Below are 20,865 nucleotides of genomic sequence, written 5' to 3'. Positions count from 1 at the left end.
CTTGGTACTTTTCTTCGGTCTTGTTTTTTTTGCTGTTAGTTATATTTTTAGAGTCTAACGTTTTCTTAATGATTTTTCCTTTTCTCTCGGCACTAAAGTTAAGTTTGTATTTTTATCTACTTTCTTATTTTCTACCGTGTTCGTTTTGCTTATTCTTTTTCTATTTTATCTGCAATCCTTGAATAACTCTTCTTTATATAATTGGTAATTTCATCCTTCCATTTTGGATGCCCACTTAATCTAGTAATTTTATTAATGCTTCTATATTCTTTCATAGTCATTTTTCTTCTATTTATTTTCTTCACTATACATATTCGGAGGAATACATAGTTTTATGGGGGTCAAAAAATATTTTCATAAAAAAATACATATTTATTTCAAAAATAAAAACCATCAATTTGAAAAAAGATAATCAAATTGATGGTTTTCTTATAATATCTATTAAATTAAGTTGGATTCTCATTATATCTAAAAAAGTACTAGCTATCCCCTGCAGATTTTCTCCATTTTCATCTTTCTTGGTTATCATAATATGTCTTATCTGCGTATTTTCTATCATTTCCTTTTAGATAAGCTAAAATTACTTTTGGATTTTTAAGTAAAGTCCAGTCTCCATATGTATCAAATCTTCTGCATGAAGTTATCATTCCATTTTTAATAGTACCGAATTTCTTATTATTTTTCTTTCCCCACTCTTTTAAACGTTTAGCGAAATCTGCATCTTCTGCCATAAGCATGTTTTCATTAAATCCGTTGATTGCCATAAAGTCTTTTCTATAGCACCAAAAAATCCCTACAGATATAGCTCCGTACTTAAAAAGTAAGGGGATTATGATTAACATTGCGGAGAGAAATATTCCTAAAGATATTCTTTCAAACTTACCATTCACCCCACCACCAATGTATGTACCTGAAGCTAAATATTTATCTACATTAAACAACATAGACTCTGTCATTATGGTATCAGCGTCTATAGTAACGATTATTTCTCCACTAGCTATTTTAGCCCCTGCATTTCGAATTTTAGATAAGTTTTTATCGTTATTTTTCAATGTAACACAATTATAAGATTTTGCTATTTCCTCTGTTTTATCTGTACAACGATTTAAAACAACTATAACTTCCGTTTGCTCTTTATATGCCTCTGATGCCTTTGCAATTGAATCTAAACATTTTCTAATGTACTTTTCTTCATTATGCGCAGGAATTATAATAGAAAACTTCACATCTTTTTTCAAATTAACTTCTAAAGATTCGTTTGTCTCAGTCATAATATTCCCCCCTTATTTTATAAGGTAAATATCTACTATACATAAATTATATTAATATTTATTAGGTTATATTATAGAAACTGACGGTAAAGAGGCTCTTACTGTCGACGTTCAAAAGCAAGACGTACAGCAAGCCCCGTTAAAACACTTGCCATAAGCCAACGCTGTACTCGTAGCCACGTCGGGCGTGTGCCAAACCATTTTGCAATTTTACTTGCTGTACATACAATTACAAGGTTAACTATAAAGCTAACAGTGATTTGCGTAAGCCCCAAAACTGCACCTTGAAAAAGCAACGATCCCTTCTCTGGATCTTCAAATTGAGGTAGAAGTGATACATACAAAATAGCAATCTTTGGATTCAGAAGATTCGTCATGAGTCCCATCAGAAATAATTTCTTTGGTGGCTCATTAGAAATCGTACGAGGTTCCATAATAGATGTAGCACCAGGTTTTATCGAATTCCAGGCGAGCCAGAGCAAGTAAGCAGCACCTGCCCACTTTACTGCTTCATATACAGCGGGAACAGCAACGAATAGAACTGTAAGTCCAAACATAGTTGCGATTATATAGATTACAAATCCGAGCATGATGCCCAATAAAGAAATAAATCCCGCCATACGTCCTTGCGTAATGGAACGGGAAATGAGGTAAATCATATTAGGCCCAGGTGAACAAACCATGCTAAGCGAAACAATTGCAAAAGCTACCAATGTACTCAAGCTGACCATAAACCTTCCCCCTTTATTTTACATAAAATTTCCTATTGTACATTTTATCATGATTGAGGAGAGAAAAGATTAATATAAAACGATGCAACTAAGTAATATTATCGGATCTAATGTATTGTAATCACATACTTCTCATTCTCTTAAGTTAGGATCTAAGAGTACCCTATCCATAGAGCTACTAAAACCACTACAAATAAAGCAAAACAACATGTGATATTTCGAATCCATTTTTGTATATCACCAAAATACCTTTCTATAAATATAGCGTTGATAGTAAGCATAAGAAATAAAACAAAGAAAGGCAGCGAGGTATAGGTCCATTTTTATCTTCATGGCTGGAATTATACCCCTTACCAAACTTCTAAATAAAATGTATAGCTGAGTAGTTACCTTATTTTTCAAAAAAACATTCTAATTATTTCTTTTTCACTTCTTCTACAAATTCCCATGTCTCTCCGTTATCTTTTGATTGATAAAGTGCACTACTATCGCCATTGTAGTCTCCATCTGCCCCTTGTCCAACTAACATATTAAAAACCCCATCTTTCTCATATGGCATACTAGGTGAATCAAAAGGACTTATTGTGGACTGTGTATGATCTAATTTCACTTCATGCGGCGGATATTCTACCTTTTTAAAAGATACTCCCCCATCATCTGTGCGATATAACTCTCCTTCATTACCAGAAGGCCTAATTGCTCCTAAAAACCCAAGTTTATCATTTATAAAAGTGATTCCTGATACACTACCAATCCCCCCATTAAATGGGTCTGGATTGATAACCTCCCATGTTTTCCCTTCATCACTAGTCTTGCTTAATGAATAAAAGGCGCTCCCTAATGCTTTATCTGTCATATTTAGTTTATAACCAACTTCTTTCGATAGGAAAAACTGTTCTTTTTCATTCTTTAAATCTTGTTGTTTCTTCTCTTTAAGCATATCTTCTTTTGGAGGCGTCTTTGATTTACTCCAACTTGCGTCACTTATTAAATTATATCTAGCAGGGACTAGCTCTTGCTCTTTTCCAGGGACAAATATAGATACAGTATATCCAATGATATCAGAAGCTGCTTTTTTAAGACTCTGCCCCTTACCATCCTCAGTAATATTAATAATTCCCTCTGTATTGGATCCCCAATTTCTTTTTCCATAATAAATCAACCCATACTTACTTTCATTCCATTTTCTAACCGTTTGCTTAACTGGAATCGCCTTAACCGTTTCAATTAAAGGTTCTACTAATTTATCATCATTATAATCAGGCTTTGCGTATCCGTCTCGTATTATAGTAATATCTTCTGACTTCTTCTTATTATAAGAGATTAAATAAGTTTCTTCTTTCCCATCATCATTTTTCCCATAAACAAATGTATCAAACGCTGTGATTGTTCCGTCTGAATGAAATGTAAGATCAAAATCAGTTGCCATATACAATTTCTTTGGCAAAGGATATTTTTTATTTATATCTTCAAAAATACCTTCTACTCCAGACTTATATATATTATTATGTTTAAGTTTAACTGACCTTTCATGTTTTAACTTTTCTATAAACCATGCCAATTTACCATTGTAATTTATTGCACTTTTATAAATCTGCATCCCATAAAATGATGTAATTACAACAATAATGATAATAGAAATGGATCTCCATGCTATTGAATTAGTTAATTTTTTAGATTCATATTCTCTATTTTTTATCACCCGTATTGTAGTAAATGTAGTTATGGATATAAAAAGTACTATACATAATAACAAAATGTAAATATTATAATTCATTCTTCCGTACTTACAGTATAAGGCCAACTCATAACAAAAAATCCCGTATACAATTATTAGTATTGGATTTGTTACTAATGACAGAAGTATCCTTTTTGTATTTTCTCTAAATATAGAAACCACCCCTAATTACATGAATTACTGATATTAAGTATACTTTATTGTAAAGTAACAAAAAAGCTATTTAATCTTGCCGCAAAAAATACAATAGACATATGAATATTATATTCATGTTAAAAAGGCCAACAATCCAAGATTGTTAGCCTCTACTTCCCATATTCGTACCTTTTATCACTTTACTTCTTAACAACTGGAATCCACATTTCACCAAACACTAAGCCGTTTCTTTTCCCCATCTCAACCGTTGTATTTGGTCCACCAACATAAGCAAACTCATTTGCATCTGGTAAAGCTTGACCGAAGGCGATGCCAGTCAACTTATTACTTAACTTTTCAGCTGTTTTGTCTTCCCCTTTTACTACTAAGTATTCTCCCTTAGGAAACTGAATCACTCTAGATTCTTCTTCTATTTGTGCTTCTGTCATGACACCCGCATAATACATCATTTTGTTATTCACCGCTTCGCTCACAGAAAAAATGTATTCATTTGTCGCTAAAGCTTTTAAAGTGTCCAGCCTTCCATCTTCTTTAACAGCCGACCAAAAGTCTTCCTTTTCTTTATTTATTCCAGCAAAGTCTGTGTATTCACTCTTAATTTCAGTTCCAATACCTAACACAATAAAGCTATCTTTTTCTTCTATAGTATAATTTTTCATATGCAAAACCTGCCTCTTTTTTTATTAATCAAACGATTTATCTTTTCATCTGATACGTTTATAATACCTTTAAACCATGTCAAAAAATGATACTGTTTAGGAGACTAAAATGAAAAAAGTTGAACGGATTAATACAATTATGCGGTATATCAACAACCGCTCTCACTTTACAATTCCTGAAATTATACAAGAATTTAACATATCACGGTCGACAGCTATTAGAGACATTAGAGAAATTGAAGCTATGGGAATGCCACTTGTCGCTGAAGTTGGGAGGACCGGGGGATATTTTGTTATGCACAACTCTATCCTGCCCGTTGTTCGCTTTACTGATAATGAAGTGAAAGCTCTTTTTATTGCCTTTATGGCTACGAGGAATCAACAACTTCCCTACCTAAAGAGTCGTCAATCTTTAGCCGAAAAACTACTAGGACTCATCTCAGAAACCCAGCAAGATGATCTCGTTCTTTTAAATCAACTCTTGCTTTTCCAAGGGACTAACCCTCATAATCCCGATCTACTTGAGCTTTCTGATCTCCCCCATCCTATGTTAGAAAAACTCATTCAAATCCTTCTTTTGGATAACCATTTATTGATTACTATGAAAGAAGATGAAGAAATCAAGTCTTATCCAATTTATCTATTGCACCTTTATCAAGAAAAAAGCCATTGGATCATTGAAGGGTTTGACTTAAAAAAAGAAAAGAAGATGATGTTTCCTGTCGATGATCTCATTAATATCGAACCATACACGACGAACAAAAGGCTAAATAAGAAAAAGATTTTAGAAAAACTAAGTAAGAAGGACGAAATAATCAACTTGGTACTTGAACTTGGACCAAAAGCAATTGCCCAGTTCAAAAAATACCATCCTTTAAAAATTTCAATATCTTATACTAATCCTTACCAATCCACAGCCATTTTAAAAACTTTTATCAATGTTAACAATCCCGATGAAGTGACGGAAATAATAAATTGGCTGCTTTTTCTAGGGAAGGATATTAAAATCAAAGAAATACCCGATGAAGTATTAGCAGATTTACAAAAACGAGTGTGCTTATACATTCCATAAGCAGTGAGCCTCAAATATTAAGCTTTATCACTGGATAATTATCCTATTTTTAAATACCATTTCATTTACTACAATGAGAGCATGATAAATAATAAAAGCACGGAAAATCTCCCGTGCTTTTCTAAATATATATTATTCCTGAAGGTTTCGTTTATCACGTTTCTTACCCTAACTGACGTTTAAATGCTTTACTAGCGAAGAAGTAAGCAATAACCATAATTCCTACGCACCAAGCGAGCGCAATCCAAATATCGTTTCCAACAGTTCCTTCATATAAAAGAGCACGAATCGCATTCACGATTGAAGTTACAGGCTGATTCTCCGCAAACACACGAACAATTTTTGGCATCGTTTCGGTAGGTACGAAGGCTGAACTAATAAATGGAAGAAAAACTAGTGGGTACGAGTAGGCTGTCGCCCCTTCCATAGACTTTGCCGTCAACCCTGGAATGATAGTCAACCATGTTAGCGCTAACGTAAACATTCCTAGTATGCCAGCTACTGCAAGCCAATCTAGAATATTCGCACTAGAACGGAAACCCATTAAGAGCGCAACAAAAATAACTACAACGATAGTAAGTACATTAGCAACAAGAGAGGTTAAAACATGAGCCCACAATATCGATGAACGCTTAATAGGCATCGTAATGAAACGTGCCATCAGCCCACTCTTTACATCCGTAAAGAGTCGCACAGAAGTATAAGCTACACCGGATGCGATAGCCATTAGCAAAATTCCCGGCAATAAATAATTGACGTAGTTATCTGTTCCTGTCTGTATAGCCCCACCAAATACGTATACAAACAATAGCATCATCATAATCGGCGTAATCGCTACTGTAATAATTGTATCCGGGCTGCGCATAATGTTACGCATTAAACGACCTAGTAATACACCTGTTTTACTTTTCATTTACATCTCCTCCTTTTTGCCAATGATCGCAAGGAATATTTCTTCCAATGTCGGTTGCTTCTCGATATACTCCACTTTTGCCGGTGGGAACATCTCTTTTAGTTCAGTAAGAGTACCTGTCGTAATAATTTTTCCGCCATGCAAAATAGCGATACGGTCTGCTAGTTGTTCGGCTTCTTCCAAGTACTGGGTCGTAAGCAAGATCGTTGTGCCGCTACCGGCAAGTTCCTTGACTGTATCCCACACTTCGATTCGCGCTTCAGGATCAAGTCCAGTCGTTGGTTCGTCAAGAAAAATAACTGCTGGTGCCCCGATCAAACTCATCGCGATATCAAGCCGGCGCTTCATCCCGCCTGAATACTGACCTGCCCTTTGGTTTGCCGCATCAGTCAGGCTAAATCTTGCAAGTAGATTGTCAGCAACTTGAGCAGGATTGGAAACACCACGTAACTTAGCGATCATTATCAAGTTTTCCCTCCCAGTCAGCATACCGTCTAAAGCTGCGAACTGCCCTGTCAAACTGATACTTTGACGAACATGATCTGGTTGACTCTGTACATCAAATCCACAAATACTTACTTCACCGCTATCTTGCTTCATTAGTGTCGAAAGGATGTTGACCGTTGTCGTCTTTCCCGCTCCATTTGAGCCTAGCAGCGCGAAAATTTCTCCACGCTGCACCTCAAAATCTACCCCTTTTAAAACTTCCTTGTCTTTAAAGGATTTTTTCAAGCCTTTTACAGAAATCGCTGCATGACTCATACATTTTTCCTCCCTATAAAAATGTTTTGCGAAGATAGTTTATTTACCTCTATCTATTTAGTATCACTGATATTCTGTATCACTTAGTACCGAGCTAAAAATATAACTGAATAGCTATGGTGGCAATTCATATGTGTAACCAGCTAATCAGTCGGTATTACTTATTCCATTTATTTTTTTCTCAATTTCTTCATAATACTTTCATTCAAATCTTCACGATACTTGGAGACGTAAGTTTTAGCATTTGCCACTAGTTCGTCAGCAAAGGAAGCCACGTCATCCCCAGTAATGTCAAGCACTTGTCTTCCTTCTGCTGCACCAGCTTCAAACAAATCGATTAATTCATACTGTATGTGTAACATATCCATCCCGTTACCCGCTGAGAAATTCCACATGTAGTTTTGAATTTTCTTAAATACAAATTGGTAGTCCTCTGGCAGAGCCTCCACTCGGGCCATCATCATTTTGTACTCTTTTTTATCACCAATTAACTTTTTAAACATTTCTAACATCTTATTTTCCTCCTTTTTTATAAAACCGAACAAGAAATTTTCAAAGTATCGGCCGGAACATTTTATCTTATGAACCTATTTTGACTTCAAGACGTTAATTTTTGACGATACAAAATCCCATTTTTCCCAAAACAATTCAAGCTCCTGGCGGCCTTCTTCATTTAATGAATAAAACTTACGAGGCGGTCCCATATCTGATGGTTTTTTTTCAATATTCACAAGCTTTTTCTTCTCTAATCGTACAAGGATAGTATACACCGTACCTTCCACAACTTCGGTAAACCCAAGATCATTCAGGTGGCGGGTAATCTCATAGCCATACGTTTCACGGCGACTAATGATTTCCAGTACACACCCTTCCAGTGAACCTTTCAGCATTTCAGTTAAATTTTCCATGTCCTGATCCTCCTTTACCCCCTATTCTGTCTGACTTATATTCAGTATCACAGAGTACTAAGGCGAATTTTTTACTAAATAGCTTTTGAGTAAAACCACACTATTCAGTATTACTTATTACAACTACATTGTATGACTAAGTAGTTGTGGATGTCAACTTTATTTTCAAAAAAATTAAAAATCCGCTTTACCCTAACCGGATACAGCCTCCTTTTTTGTTGTAAGGGCCATCAAACTAGTAAAACAGAGCTGATTCAAAGTGTAATTTAAATCAGCTCTACTTTATTGTTTTCATACCGTTATATCTTGTTTTTTCACGATACAAATTGTTTCTCACTACCATTCCCATTGCATATAAAGCATAAAGGCAAGTGCGGTCAGAGAAAATTTCCAGAGATTATCCGTACATGATACGAGCCCCTAAAATACAATTCTGTTAGAAATCTGTTCTCTATATTCTCTTTTATTTTATTTCTGATAGTTGATTAGCAACACTATCTAAAAATTTTTCTACCTTTTCTTTTGATGTATCCGGCGTATGATAACCGATCGTAAATGTAAGCCTTCCATTATAAGAGCTTGCTCCCATTGAAAAGAATGGTGCATACATAATAGGTGATGCCATATACCCGTCCTCAGCTTGAATTTGACCAAACTGAATAGGTTCCTCAGCAATCACTCCCAAATTTGTCAGTAATGGCAACGCCATCCCCATCTGTACAGCCTGTTCATATTGCTGATTATACATTTCTTTCACTGTAGATAGCTTCATTTCTGCCAGTAACTCCATTCCTGCTGCTGAAGAAAGACCTGGATTTTGAGACTTTATTTTATCCATTGATTGTTTAACTCGAACAAGAGTCTGCTTAAATGTTTCATCGTCTTCCATTTTAATCACTGGTATTTCCATACCGGATAAGTTGCAAATAGCACCAGTTGTATTATTAGGCAGATATCGACGTAAATCAATTGTCAAGCCAATCATTTTTTCTGCAGTGCGAGGTTCTGCATACACAGTGAAATGTGATAAAGCTCGGAAGTAAGCAGTCATGATTGCATCATTCAAGGTAACCTGTTGTGCTTTTGTCCATTGGGTTAAACGTAGAGTTTGCTTATGGCTCAATCGCCGTACGGACATTTGGGGAAATTTATTTTTGTTAGGTTGAGATGGAAAAGACCATAACAATGCCTGCTGTTCTTGGTTAGGACGATACGCACTTTTTATGTCCGATATTCCAGCGTATTTGAATACATGTGATTGATCTCGACAACTCTCATTTCCCTCATCAAATTCCTTTATAATTTGCTTCTTAGACCGTCCCAATGAAAGGTGAGTATATATTGTTCCAAGCAATTTAATATATTCCTTGACTCCTGCACCATCTGAACATAGATGAGACAATTTCACAACTAACATATCTGTTGTAGTGCCCCGTAATAATTTCGTTTGAACCATAGGCCCCTGAATACGATCACCAGGTTCCTTAATAAAATCTATTGCCATTATTTCAAGTTCTTGATTATTTCCTTCTGCAAAAAAGCAAATAGATGAGTTAGTGTCAGATGAATGTTCCTCCCAGTAAGGAATATCATTTTCTACAAACCGGCTGTTCAAAACTGGTTGCAATTGCAACGTTATCCTTACTGATTCTTCAAGTATTTCCTTGGATATACCTACAGGAAAATAAAGAACTGCATTAATTTGTTGATCTGCAGAATAAAGACCTAATACATAATTCATTCGATCTTGTGGTGTTACTGAATACTTTCTTTTCTCCATAATTCCGTCCCCCTTTAGGACTTTTGTATAACCCTATTTTCCATATGCTTGTAATTTTTCTAGTCGTTTTTCTTCAAGAGCTAATAACGCTTATTTTTCGAATTTTTAGCGAAATCATCTTCTCCGTATTGGTTTCATTCTTTTTGCAGATGATATATTCATTATTTTATTGTTATTAACACTGCCTAACTTCACAATAAAACTAAACGAAAATAAATTAAGTTTACATATCCACAAACATTTTATTATAACGTCTATAAATTATCAATACAGCAAATAAATCATTTTTATGTCTGTCAATAAAAAACAATATATTCAAGGGCCACTTCATAATAAAAGATTGATGTGCATGTAATTGTACCCATATCACTTTCAAAATAAGAATGAGAATTTTTTCAACAAAAATAAGCTGCAGTTATTGATTTTACAGTAAAAAAAGCCCCTCCATTTTGAAAATGCTCAATCAAAATGAGTAGGGCTATTTCCAATTTAAATTTTATAAAAGAATGATTATCATAAATAATATTTTACTTTTTAGTCTACCTTATTATTTTCAATCCATTTTCCTAATAAATGAATGGATTTTATTCATATAATTTGAGGTGGTATCGTTGGTTTTTAAAAATAGAAAGCTTATTTTCAAATCAAATGAAAACGAGGTAAAATTATAGATATTCATGTAGAAATTTCGTTTTGGGGATACTTAAAATCTTAAGGTGATGGGCATGTGGTGTTACACTTTAAAAGCTCTATAAAATTTATAAATATAGCAGATTTTCTTTATTAATAATCATTTGTATGTGCGTTTACTCACACACATACAAATGATTTATAAAGCCACAATTAAGTGAAAACATCTTTTCCGTTACGATAACATCATAGCCATGTCTTCTGCTGCATTTGTAATTAGTTTTAAACCAAATGTTTCTTGTAATACATCAAGCACGCCAGGTGAAATAAATTCAGGAGCCTTTGGACCGATGCGAATATCTTGAATCCCAAGACTAAATAGCCCGAGTAAAATGGCAACCGCTTTTTGTTCAAACCATGATAGCACAATACTTACTGGCAATTCATTCACTTCACATTGGAAAGCATCAGCTAATGCAGCCGCTATTTTCACTGTAGAAATGGAATTATTACACTGTCCCAAATCCATGTAACGCGGAATTTCCGTACCAGGTACAACACCGTAATCTACATCATTAAAGCGGAATTTTCCGCAAGAAGTCGTTAAAATAACTGTTTCTTGCGGAAGTGACGTTGCTAATTCACGATAATATTCTCCGCCTTTTCCTGGTGCATCACAACCGGCGATAACAAAGAAACGCTTTATTTTCCCCTCTTTTACTGCATCAATAATTTCTGGAGCTAATGATAATACTGTATTATGATGAAAGCCTGTTACTAACTGTTCATCCGACTCCATATGTACTTCTGGAAGTTCTAGTGCTTTTTGAATCAATGGTGTAAAATCATCATTTTCAATTTTTTGTACACCTTCTAAACCTGCAATATCATATGAAAAGAATCGATCAGAGTACGATCCTTTAATTGGCATAACACAGTTCGTTGTAGCTAATATGGTACCAGTAAATTTTTCAAAAAGGCGTCTTTGATCATACCATGCCTTGCCGATGTTTCCTTTTAAATGTTTATATTTTTTCAGCTGCGGATATCCGTGTGCTGGTAGCATTTCAGAATGTGTATAAATATTAATATCTTTTCCTTCTGTTTGCTTTAATAATTCTTCTAGTGCAAATAAATTATGACCCGTAACTACAATTGCTTTACCTTCTACACGATTTTGTGTAATTTGTACAGGCTCTGGCACACCAAAATGATTCGTATGTGCCTCATCCAATAACTCCATCACCCGTAAAGCTGATTTCCCAACTTTCATAGCCATATCAATATGCTCTTGTTCGTTAAAATTAGAATTTGTTAATGTCATATATAAAGCTTCTTGTGTTGTAGCATCTACAAATGCATCCGTATATCCTAACTGAGCAGCATGAGTACGATAAGCCGCAATTCCTTTTAGCCCAAACACAATCGTGTCTTGTAAACTAGCAATCGTTTCATTCTTTCCACAAACACCCATTACTTTACATCCGCCTGTTGGCGTTTGTTCACATTGATAACAAAACATATCATCCCACCCTCTCCCAATCATTCATTACACCTTAAGCATAATACCCATTGAAAAAAAGTGATGTGATATCAATCACAATAATATATAAAGATTTGTGACAGTTCATATTGTTGACATAATATTTTTATTGACACTAAAAAATATACATTAGTGTGTGCACATCTTTCGATACTTTTAAATAGCTAGATAATTAATTTTTAAAAAAATGTATAACGAAATTTTTTTTGAATCTCTTATTCAAATAGTTGTAATTCATCACATATAAAAATAAACATACAAAAACACCATCCTTTTCTATCATTCAACAGAAAGAATAGTGTATTTTTCATGTTAAGGAACTATCATTTTTTATTAAAGCCTTTATTGTAAACCTTTTTATTTACAATACATTTACACTATCTTAACATTATTTACATTATTTATATGATATATTTAAATAGAACCTACTTAAGAAATTTCATGTATATTGTATCTTTGTGATCTCTTATCTGATTGATAAAAAGATTATGTTATATTTTTATAGCAGGGGTGAATTAGGATGACTGAAACTTTAAAAACACTTATAATGCTTGATGCTACTTACGTTGTTATTGCAATTATGACGGTACTAGTATTTGTATACTTGGAATTAAAATCTCAGTAATATATGCTGGCATAATCGACAAATTCAGCATTTAAATATAGTTAGAAGAAAGAGAGGAGAAAATTATTTCTCCTCTCTTTTGAATTCTCACAATGTCTTATTTTAGTAAATCCAATGTATGTAAAAGTAACCCTTTGTCCCCTACATCACCATGACCAGGTACGACAGAATTCATATTTTTATATCGTTTCAATACATTTTCAATCGATACAGACCATTCATTTACGTACGCATCCGCCACATTTCCTAAATCTTTTGCTTCCGCAGATTTCACTAAACAGCCCCCAGCTAAAATTTTATATTGAGGTAACCAGACGACAATATTATCTTCTGTATGTCCTTTCCCTGGATAGAACGTTTCTACTTTCATATTTCCAAACTTCAAATTCGTAATTTTTTGTAAATCTCCAAGCGGCTCTTCATATCCACTTTTCTTTGCTAGTTCCGCAGTTAATGCTGTACTATGCGCTTTAATGCCTCTTTCTTTCAACGTTGTTATTCCGCCAATTCGATCAGCGTGCGCATGTGTAATAATGACATCCGTTACCCGCTTCTTAAATTTCTTTTCTACCATCTCGATTAATTCCCTCGTTAATTTGTCATCCCAAGAAGAATCAACAAGTACTAATCCTTTAGAAGTATTAAGAACTAGACCGTTCGAAGGAACCGCTTCTCCATTAAAATAACCTAACTCCGTATGAACCCATACATTTTTGTTTAACTGAGATATTGAAATAGTTCCCGTCTCATTTTTTATTACTTTTTGCTCTAGCTTTTGTTCTGCTTTCACAGAAGAAATTGTACTAATAAATTGAGTTATTCCTAGTAAACTAACACATACCCCTAATTTTAATAATGTATTCTTTTTCATTTTCTCCATCCTTCTTTTCAAACTAAATAGTTATTACCTATATTAGACAATTCATCTCCAATCTTTGTTCCATCATTTCTTACATATTTTTTTAGAAATAATAAAAAAGCGTACAAAATGTTATACGCTTTAAAACTTAATCTTCCATTCCATAATTCTCAAACTCTTCCTCATTCCCATAAAACACATTCAAATCAATATACTTTTCTTTTCCATTTTTCTATTACACTTAAAACCAAAATTATATTTTGTTAAATTATAACATTCGGACTATAATTTATTTATAGCCCATTAACGGAGGTGTTTGCAATGACTCTCTTCGCTTCCCCATCATTATTCATAGTGGCAATCCTTTCATTTGCACTAGCTTATTTCATTGAAGTAAAACAATACACTTGGCTCTTATCAGGATTCAACGAACGCCGCGTGCCTGATAAAGTGAAGTTATCAAAAATAGTTGGTCTTTATAATTTAATTGCTGGTGTCATTGCCACAATCGGTAGTGTCTTCACTACGCCTAATGTCACAATCGTTATTCCTATCATTCTAATTGGACACTTTATAATCGCGGCTTATGTAAATACACGCATGGTGCAGTGAAAAAGATCCCCCAAATGGATGATCTTTTTTATAATTTATCAACATATTGCTTCGCTTCTAGTAAGGAAAAACCAAAAGCTTCTCTTACTCTCTTAACTGCTGTAAATTTTTTTCCTTCTTCTACAAGCTGGCGTAGTTCTTTATTAATTTCAGGTTCTCTTTCTACAATTCCCATTTCTTTCGTAATTAATTGTAATCTATCTTCAATTCTCTTTAAACGCGCATCATTTTTCTTTTCAATTGTAGCTAATTTTTCAGCGATATAAATGAAACCAAAGGCTAATATCAGTATAACCATCCAGAATTCCATAAATGTTCCCCCTTACTAACTTTCATTTGTTTTATTTCACTAACTTATGTAAATTTTACCACAGGACACATTTACTTTATAATGCCACTATATCAAACTGTTAATAAAACCTATTATTTTAGGGGGACACTTTATGAAAAGATTTTTAAATACGTTACTTCAATTTGTAGTTCTTTCAATCTTGCTACATTTATTATTTGATATAGTTGGTTGGCTTGTTTTCAATGCACCAATTAAAAACAAACAAATCATCATTTCTTTAATAACAATCTCATGGGTTATGTACATGTACCGAGACAAATTTTTTCAAAAGTTCACTTCAAACTAACTAAAAAAGAAAACACTTCATTGATGAATGACGAAGTGTTTTCTTTTTTTTACTACTGTATAATAAAAATAATATTCTGTCTTTAAAGAAAGGAGTCACCATGAACTTAAAAAGTAGCAATATATACGAGAAAATGAATCAATATTCCGTTGCAGGTTTAAGCCTCGCTGTTATACGTAATGGCAAACTAGATGAAGCGACTGCCTTTGGAACACTTGAAGCTGGAACAACTAGAGCTGTTACTACAAATTCTCTCTTTAATTCTTGTTCTATCAGCAAATTCATCACTACAATGCTCGTACTAACATTATCAGAGCATGGTATCGTGCATTTAGATGAAGACGTAAATGATAAACTCACATCTTGGAACATTCCTACTAATCTATTTACTTCACAAAAAAGCATCACTTTGAGAAACTTATTAAGCCATCAATCTGGACTCATTGATCCACCTAATAGTTTTGAACATTATACACCTGCAAAAGGATTACCTAATATGTCTGAGCTCCTTTCCGGTAAAACACTATATTGCCCCGTACCTATAGAGGTAACTTATAAACCAGAAAGTGAATTTCACTACTCAGACGCAAGCTTTTGTATAATCGAACTACTACTAGAAGATATTACAGGAAAATCATTTAGTCAGTTATTAGAAAAACATCTCTTCCAACCACTACAAATAAAAAATAGTACACTCTTCTCTCCAAAAGACATAGATAAAACCGATGTTTTTGCTTGCGGCCATAATAAAGATGGAACTGTAACAAATGAGAAGTATCCATTTTATCCATTTGCAGCTGCTTCAGGTATTTGGACAACACCAACTGACTTATCAGCTTTAGTTATTGAAATCATTCATTCCTTACAAAGAAAGGGCAAACTAAAACTTTCTCAAAAATTAGTACTAGACATGATTTCTCCTCAAGGTTGTTCAAAATGGACTGGATTAGGTGTTTTTCTAGATGATCCTAATGAAGAATTACAGGTTTATTCCCTCGGATGGGGCGTTGGATTTCAATGTATGATGGTTTGTTATCCATACTGCGGGAATGGTGCTGTTATTATGACCAATTCCGATTTAGGTGTTCATCAAATGGAAGGGATCATTGGTGAGGTTGTAAAAACGTTACCCTTATAATGAAAATAAAGAAGCTGTTCCTTCCAGCTTCTTTACCTATATAACATTTTTCGCAACAATTTTTATATGTTCTGGTGCGATAATCTCCGTTATACTTTCTTGGAAATCTTCCCGCAACATTTCTTCCAAATGTTCTAACTGCACTTCAACATGAGTGCATTCTAAATTATGTATATTTAACAGTGCATAATGATCTTTTTTCTTAATTACTAAATATTGATTTTCCTCTGTCACAAGTACAGAACCTAATCGGACTCCTAGTAAGCGTTGATCATCAAACTTCATAATTACTTCTCCTTCCCTCATATAAACAAAACTACAATGAAAATAATTACATTTATGGAAAAACACGCTTATTTAGACTATATCATAATTTACTAAAATAGAAATATCTTTTTCTGTTTTAATAAAAATCCCTATTTTTTCATATATCTCGATACAAAAAACTTTCTCAACATTAAATTTGAATTTTCAGTTTTTAATTCTATGAAAATCTATTATAATAAAGTTAATAAATGTTTGACCTCTCCTAATTCATGTACATATGGATGATCAGTAGTTATTGCTACTGATCTATTTTTTTGATTTCAGAAAGTACATACGCTGCATCCTTTCCTACACCACAAATAAGTGCGGAACCCCTTTGAGATTGCCATGGTAAACCGATATAATACAATCCTTTTACTGGACTGATTCCCTTTATATGATTAGGAAATCCTTTCTCATTCACTGCCTGTTCAATTTCAATCCAATTATAATTTTGTACAAAACCAGTTGACCATATAACGCTTTCTGCACTATAAGTATCACCATTCTGAAACATAATGTTATTTCCTGATGCACTTACTACTTTTTCTTGCAGTTTGATTGCTCCATTACGAATAAGTTTCTTACCTTCAAAACCGAAAATAGGGTCCTTTCTCTTCTGAAACCATCTTCCCCTCTTTGTATTTATTTCAGCGTACAATAAACCCACTTTTTCTAGCAGATTAAAAATACTTTTTCCAAAAAGTTGTAACGGTAAAAACGTTAAAGGATGACTAATAGACACCGTAACTTCATGAGTCTTTGCCAGTTCTACTGCAATTTGCATTCCTGAATTCCCACCACCTACTACTAGTACTTTTCCCTTAGGAATTTGTGATGGTGATTTATATTGTGATGAATGTATTTGAAAAATATGTGATGATAGATTTGCTGAAACTGAGGGAATAAATGGTTGCTGAAAACCACCTGATGCGATAATAACTTTTTTCGTTTGTAAAATTTCTGTAGGAGTATGTAATTCAAATATTTCTTTTTCTTTCTTTATTTTTAGAACTTCCGTTTGTAATTGTACCGGTAATTGAAAATGTCTTGCATATTCTTCTAAATAAGTTGCAATTTCATCTTTATATGGAAATTCATTTTTTTCACCTATTAACGTCATACCCGGCAAGCTACTGTAAGACCTTGAGGTAAAAAGCTGCAAAGAATCATATCGATTTCTCCATGAATCACCAACTCGTTTTCCTGCCTCAAGTAATAAAAAATTATACCCTTCTTGCTTCAAGTAATATCCCATTGTTAATCCAGCTTGACCCGCCCCAATAATAATTAGATATTTCATTCTAATCCCTCCTCTTCTTAAACATATGAATACTTGTTCATATATTCATACGTTTCCATAATCATAACATTTTCTTTTTATATGATTCAATATCTACTCAAAATAAAAAAGAGCAGTTTACCATAAAGTAAACTCCCCTTCATTCTATCTTCCCAGTCTTTAGCGCCTGTGCCCAGTCATATCTTTCTTGTTGAACAGCCAATCCAGCAGCTTCTTCCCAATTATAAGGAACTGAAATTTGTTCAATTGTCCATTCTCCCAAAACCTTTTCTATCACTACATATTTTGCATGCGGAGTTCCTGATTCCATTTTATGCATAACAGGTAACTCATCTTTGTATGCTGGAAGTCCTACACTTCCTGGATTTATAATGATCTTTCCGTTCGCTAAATAAACAACTCTAGGAATATGTGTATGACCACATACTATTATTTTTTGTTCTATATTTTGGAGTTGATCCATTATATTTTTTTCATTCTTTAATATTGCACCATTCTCATTCATCTCTTCTAACAAATACACTTCATCTGAAGTTGGCGTACCGTGACAACATAACATATCGTCTACAATAAATTGTGAAGGATGTTGTTTTAACCAACCTATATGATAATTTGTTAATTGATTTTGAACAAAAGTTAGTGTAGCAGATTGCTCTTGTATAGGTTCCCAAAGCATGCGATCACAATTGCCTTTAATATGTATCATCTCGCTACTCATTAATATTTCAATTGTCTCTAAAGGATCTAACGGCCCATACACACTATCTCCTAAATTTATTATCATTTCGACCTTGCGACGTGTAATATCTTTTAATACCGATTTTAAAGCATGACTATTTCCATGGATATCTGAGATTATAGCTATTTTCATCTTAATCCCTACTTTAATATATTATTTATAAACATCCGCAGCCAATTCCCTCAAAACTTCTACATTCACTACTTCAAAACAACCATTGTTTTTCTTGATTATATTTTTATCACAAAAGAGATTCAAAGTACGTAATAAATGCCGATAACTCGTTCCTAACAATTCCGCTATTTCCGTTAAATTCCCACTAAACACAATTCTATTTTCATGCTGAACTGCTCGTTCCCCTGCTGCTAACATGTAACTCGCAAGTCTATTTTCAAGCGGATACAATAAATTAATTGTACTGTTTTTTGAAAGTCGGTTTAATTTATGTGCTAATGATCCGCAAATACATCTTAAAAATTTCGCATCATGAAATAGCTTATTTCTCACTTTTCCTAAAGGTAACCCCACACAATACGAATCTGCCATCACTTGTACGTTTGAAGTGATTCTTTGAGAATGAATTAACTCCACATCTCCAAGTAACTGCAAACTATCGTAAAAACATAACAATACTGATTTCCCGTTACTTAATGTGTTAAACGCTTTTGCTTTTCCTTCAACAAAGAAATATAAATAATCTATCTCTTCATTTTCTCTACAAATAAACTCATTCTTTTTAAAAAATATAAGTTCCATATATGGCTTCATATCATGACTAAAAAATGAATCAATATTATTTTGCTTCATATACTCTGCTAATTTAATAGAATTACATACTTTCTTCATAGTCCCCCACCTTTACAACTCATCCCCATTGTAATCAAAATTTTCTTCTTCCACTATGACATATGTCATAGTAATACACAATTTCAGCATGATACAGTCATTACAAATATGAAATACAAAGGGGATATTACATTGTATAACTTTCTTTCTGTCTTTATTGGTGTGCTCATCGCCGTTATGCTTCCACTGAATGGGATTTTATCTGAGTTAATTGGCAAGTACACAGCAAGCGTTGTCATTCACCTTGTCGGTTTAATTGCAGTTATCTTCATTTTAATCTTAAACAAAAATAAAATTCGTTTCGATAAAAGTATTCCACTTTTTTTATATAGCGCTGGAGCGATTGGAGTATTCACTGTTCTTTTTAACAATATAAGTTTCTCCGTCCTTGGTGCTTCTATTACGATCGCATTAAGTTTACTCGGTCAATCTATTGCTTCCATCGTTATTGATCATTTCGGCTTATTAGGAATGAAAGTTGCAAAGTTTGAAAAGAAAAAACTAATTGGATTATGTTTCATCTCTTCTGGAATTATAATCATGACAATTTATTAATGGGGGCAAGAAAATGTTATATATTACGATCGCTATTTTAGCTGGTGTTTCTATCGTTGTTGCTAGAATTATTAACGCGAATTTAGCAGCGAAAATCGGAAATTGGGAAGGCACGTTTTTTAATTATATTACTGGATTATTTTTCTCTATGCTATTTTTAATTTTCAGTTCAGATTCATTGTATATTCCAATGCAGACGTTACAATCTATTCCTATTGCTGTGTACTTAGGCGGATTAGTAGGCGTTATCGTTATTTCATTATCCAACTATATTACTCCTAAAATATCAGCCTTTTATTTAACATTACTCATCTTTATCGGACAATTATTTGCGGGGACTATTATTGATTTCTTCCTGACAAATGAACTCTCAATTGGTAAAGTTATCGGTGGCATTTTCGTATTAATTGGGCTCACTTACAATTTACTCATAGATCGCCCGATAAAAACTGTGAAGCATAACCAAGTTCAACTATAATACTTTACGCTTACCTATCATATATTAATAGAAAAGCTCTTCACACGAAGTAATAGAGAGGAGAAAATCCTATTAAAAAAATTATTTTATTGCTAGGTAGCGTATTAATTATTTGTGGAATTGTATGGTTTGTAAACTCGGGAAAATCTATTCAAGATCTCTATACTGCAAACAAACCGAAAAAGAAAGCTACTATTATTTCAAGCTCGCGAGATCCAAATGAGCCCCCTGTTTTTTTAGGAAAGCAGGAAATAAAAGATATTCATGTAGAATCAATTAAAACAAAAAAGGATATCTTTCTCACAAAAACAGATGAATTAAAAACATTTATTAACAGTATGAATACCGCAAAAAAAGGCAAATTAACATTGGATGAAGAAGGATCAGATTTAATAGATTGTGATATGTGGATTACTTTCGAGGATGGAACTTATAAAAAATATTTCATATGGATAGTTGATCATCACAGAAGCGAAGTGATGATTGCTCAGCAAGATACTCCTGATGATGTAAACCTTACGTACTATCAGTTAAACGAAGATAGTTCAAAAAAAGTTTATAATTTATTTAAAAAAATTATTTAAACGAAAAAGTCATGAGCAC

At 33.5% G+C, this 20,865-nt stretch carries 24 protein-coding genes and 2 pseudogenes; 7 read left to right on the top strand and 19 right to left on the bottom strand.

Translation table 11 applies throughout. The annotated features are described in order from the left end of the window. Positions 1-149: 149 nt before the first annotated feature. The 6 genes and pseudogenes from ACTJJY_RS16420 to ACTJJY_RS16395 all read right to left on the bottom strand — a co-directional run bounded on the left by ACTJJY_RS16420 (position 150) and on the right by ACTJJY_RS16395 (position 4,555). On the bottom strand, positions 150-275 hold the full coding sequence (locus ACTJJY_RS16420; RefSeq protein WP_257130312.1) for a hypothetical protein: 126 nt from the start codon (positions 273-275) through the stop codon (positions 150-152). A gap of 234 nt (positions 276-509) precedes the next feature. Further along, complete coding sequence (locus tag ACTJJY_RS16415; protein WP_416515992.1) at positions 510-1,271, bottom strand: glycosyltransferase; 762 nt, start codon at positions 1,269-1,271, stop codon at positions 510-512. Between the two features lie 98 nt (positions 1,272-1,369). Further along, positions 1,370-2,002: a LysE family translocator gene (locus tag ACTJJY_RS16410; protein ID WP_440606017.1), complete on the bottom strand. Its 633-nt coding sequence runs from the start codon at positions 2,000-2,002 to the stop codon at positions 1,370-1,372. A gap of 152 nt (positions 2,003-2,154) precedes the next feature. Next, positions 2,155-2,310 (bottom strand): annotated as a pseudogene (locus ACTJJY_RS16405) (DUF3963 domain-containing protein); the annotation flags it as partial. Between the two features lie 107 nt (positions 2,311-2,417). Next, complete coding sequence (locus ACTJJY_RS16400) at positions 2,418-3,902, bottom strand: WD40/YVTN/BNR-like repeat-containing protein (RefSeq protein ID WP_078994385.1); 1,485 nt, start codon at positions 3,900-3,902, stop codon at positions 2,418-2,420. A gap of 173 nt (positions 3,903-4,075) precedes the next feature. Beyond that, positions 4,076-4,555 carry a GyrI-like domain-containing protein gene (locus tag ACTJJY_RS16395; RefSeq protein ID WP_440606016.1) on the bottom strand — a complete coding sequence of 160 codons (480 nt, stop codon included), beginning with the start codon at positions 4,553-4,555 and terminating at the stop codon, positions 4,076-4,078. Between the two features lie 109 nt (positions 4,556-4,664). On the opposite strand from ACTJJY_RS16395, the gene ACTJJY_RS16390 reads away from it, so the two are divergent. Next, positions 4,665-5,627 carry a helix-turn-helix transcriptional regulator gene (locus ACTJJY_RS16390; RefSeq protein ID WP_440606015.1) on the top strand — a complete coding sequence of 321 codons (963 nt, stop codon included), beginning with the start codon at positions 4,665-4,667 and terminating at the stop codon, positions 5,625-5,627. A 163-nt stretch (positions 5,628-5,790) separates the two neighbouring features. Here the strand turns inward: ACTJJY_RS16390 and ACTJJY_RS16385 are convergent, their stop codons facing one another. From ACTJJY_RS16385 to ACTJJY_RS16350, 8 genes and pseudogenes are all read right to left on the bottom strand, one after another. Then, the gene (locus ACTJJY_RS16385; RefSeq protein WP_440606014.1) at positions 5,791-6,540 is read right to left on the bottom strand and encodes an ABC transporter permease; all 750 of its coding nucleotides are present in this window, start codon (positions 6,538-6,540) and stop codon (positions 5,791-5,793) included. Continuing rightward, positions 6,541-7,302 carry an ABC transporter ATP-binding protein gene (locus ACTJJY_RS16380; RefSeq protein ID WP_440606013.1) on the bottom strand — a complete coding sequence of 254 codons (762 nt, stop codon included), beginning with the start codon at positions 7,300-7,302 and terminating at the stop codon, positions 6,541-6,543. It lies immediately after the preceding gene. Between the two features lie 170 nt (positions 7,303-7,472). Next, a complete protein-coding gene (locus ACTJJY_RS16375) occupies positions 7,473-7,814 on the bottom strand; it encodes a DUF1048 domain-containing protein (protein WP_000891986.1) in 342 nt (113 codons plus the stop codon). Positions 7,815-7,889: 75 nt separating this feature from the next. Continuing rightward, positions 7,890-8,210 carry a PadR family transcriptional regulator gene (locus tag ACTJJY_RS16370; protein ID WP_000429487.1) on the bottom strand — a complete coding sequence of 107 codons (321 nt, stop codon included), beginning with the start codon at positions 8,208-8,210 and terminating at the stop codon, positions 7,890-7,892. A gap of 463 nt (positions 8,211-8,673) precedes the next feature. Continuing rightward, positions 8,674-9,990 (bottom strand): condensation domain-containing protein, encoded by a 1,317-nt coding sequence (locus ACTJJY_RS16365; RefSeq protein WP_440606012.1) that lies wholly within the window; start codon positions 9,988-9,990, stop codon positions 8,674-8,676. An 865-nt stretch (positions 9,991-10,855) separates the two neighbouring features. After that, entirely contained in the window at positions 10,856-12,142 is a 1,287-nt protein-coding gene (hcp, locus tag ACTJJY_RS16360) for a hydroxylamine reductase (RefSeq protein ID WP_440606011.1), read from the bottom strand. 743 nt (positions 12,143-12,885) lie between these two features. After that, the gene (bla2, locus tag ACTJJY_RS16355; protein ID WP_440606010.1) at positions 12,886-13,659 is read right to left on the bottom strand and encodes a BcII family subclass B1 metallo-beta-lactamase; all 774 of its coding nucleotides are present in this window, start codon (positions 13,657-13,659) and stop codon (positions 12,886-12,888) included. 136 nt (positions 13,660-13,795) lie between these two features. Continuing rightward, positions 13,796-13,876: pseudogene (locus ACTJJY_RS16350) on the bottom strand (GH25 family lysozyme); the annotation flags it as partial. A gap of 92 nt (positions 13,877-13,968) precedes the next feature. On the opposite strand from ACTJJY_RS16350, the gene ACTJJY_RS16345 reads away from it, so the two are divergent. After that, the gene (locus ACTJJY_RS16345; RefSeq protein ID WP_440606009.1) at positions 13,969-14,259 is read left to right on the top strand and encodes a DUF3784 domain-containing protein; all 291 of its coding nucleotides are present in this window, start codon (positions 13,969-13,971) and stop codon (positions 14,257-14,259) included. Positions 14,260-14,287: 28 nt separating this feature from the next. On the opposite strand, the gene ACTJJY_RS16340 is transcribed toward ACTJJY_RS16345, so the two are convergent. Next, entirely contained in the window at positions 14,288-14,569 is a 282-nt protein-coding gene (locus tag ACTJJY_RS16340; protein ID WP_440606008.1) for a hypothetical protein, read from the bottom strand. 133 nt (positions 14,570-14,702) lie between these two features. Between ACTJJY_RS16340 and ACTJJY_RS16335 the strand changes: the two genes are divergently transcribed. Further along, complete coding sequence (locus tag ACTJJY_RS16335) at positions 14,703-14,897, top strand: hypothetical protein (protein ID WP_006929474.1); 195 nt, start codon at positions 14,703-14,705, stop codon at positions 14,895-14,897. Positions 14,898-14,997: 100 nt separating this feature from the next. Continuing rightward, positions 14,998-16,035 (top strand): serine hydrolase domain-containing protein, encoded by a 1,038-nt coding sequence (locus tag ACTJJY_RS16330; protein ID WP_440606007.1) that lies wholly within the window; start codon positions 14,998-15,000, stop codon positions 16,033-16,035. A 36-nt stretch (positions 16,036-16,071) separates the two neighbouring features. On the opposite strand, the gene ACTJJY_RS16325 is transcribed toward ACTJJY_RS16330, so the two are convergent. The 4 genes from ACTJJY_RS16325 to yeiL all read right to left on the bottom strand — a co-directional run bounded on the left by ACTJJY_RS16325 (position 16,072) and on the right by yeiL (position 19,229). Continuing rightward, on the bottom strand, positions 16,072-16,320 hold the full coding sequence (locus ACTJJY_RS16325) for a hypothetical protein (protein ID WP_000666948.1): 249 nt from the start codon (positions 16,318-16,320) through the stop codon (positions 16,072-16,074). 280 nt (positions 16,321-16,600) lie between these two features. After that, complete coding sequence (locus tag ACTJJY_RS16320) at positions 16,601-17,644, bottom strand: flavin-containing monooxygenase (protein ID WP_440606006.1); 1,044 nt, start codon at positions 17,642-17,644, stop codon at positions 16,601-16,603. 139 nt (positions 17,645-17,783) lie between these two features. Beyond that, positions 17,784-18,515 (bottom strand): metallophosphoesterase family protein, encoded by a 732-nt coding sequence (locus tag ACTJJY_RS16315; RefSeq protein ID WP_353052497.1) that lies wholly within the window; start codon positions 18,513-18,515, stop codon positions 17,784-17,786. A gap of 21 nt (positions 18,516-18,536) precedes the next feature. Next, positions 18,537-19,229, bottom strand: a complete 693-nt coding sequence (gene yeiL / locus ACTJJY_RS16310; protein WP_000754839.1) for a transcriptional regulator YeiL — start codon at positions 19,227-19,229, stop codon at positions 18,537-18,539. Between the two features lie 108 nt (positions 19,230-19,337). Between yeiL and ACTJJY_RS16305 the strand changes: the two genes are divergently transcribed. The 3 genes from ACTJJY_RS16305 (at position 19,338) to ACTJJY_RS16295 (ending at position 20,846) form a co-directional block, all read left to right on the top strand. Beyond that, positions 19,338-19,784 carry a DMT family transporter gene (locus tag ACTJJY_RS16305; protein ID WP_440606005.1) on the top strand — a complete coding sequence of 149 codons (447 nt, stop codon included), beginning with the start codon at positions 19,338-19,340 and terminating at the stop codon, positions 19,782-19,784. Between the two features lie 13 nt (positions 19,785-19,797). Further along, positions 19,798-20,262, top strand: coding sequence for a DMT family transporter (locus tag ACTJJY_RS16300; protein WP_000965802.1), 465 nt, complete (start codon positions 19,798-19,800; stop codon positions 20,260-20,262). Between the two features lie 89 nt (positions 20,263-20,351). Continuing rightward, complete coding sequence (locus tag ACTJJY_RS16295; RefSeq protein WP_440606004.1) at positions 20,352-20,846, top strand: hypothetical protein; 495 nt, start codon at positions 20,352-20,354, stop codon at positions 20,844-20,846. The last annotated feature ends 19 nt before the right edge of the window (positions 20,847-20,865 follow it).

Origin of the sequence: Bacillus sp. 22475 (assembly GCF_052044835.1) — a bacterium.
Classification (GTDB): Bacteria; Bacillota; Bacilli; order Bacillales; family Bacillaceae_G; genus Bacillus_A; species Bacillus_A cereus.
Note: the sequence above shows the minus strand (reverse complement) of the source record. Positions and strands in the feature narration are given on the sequence as shown.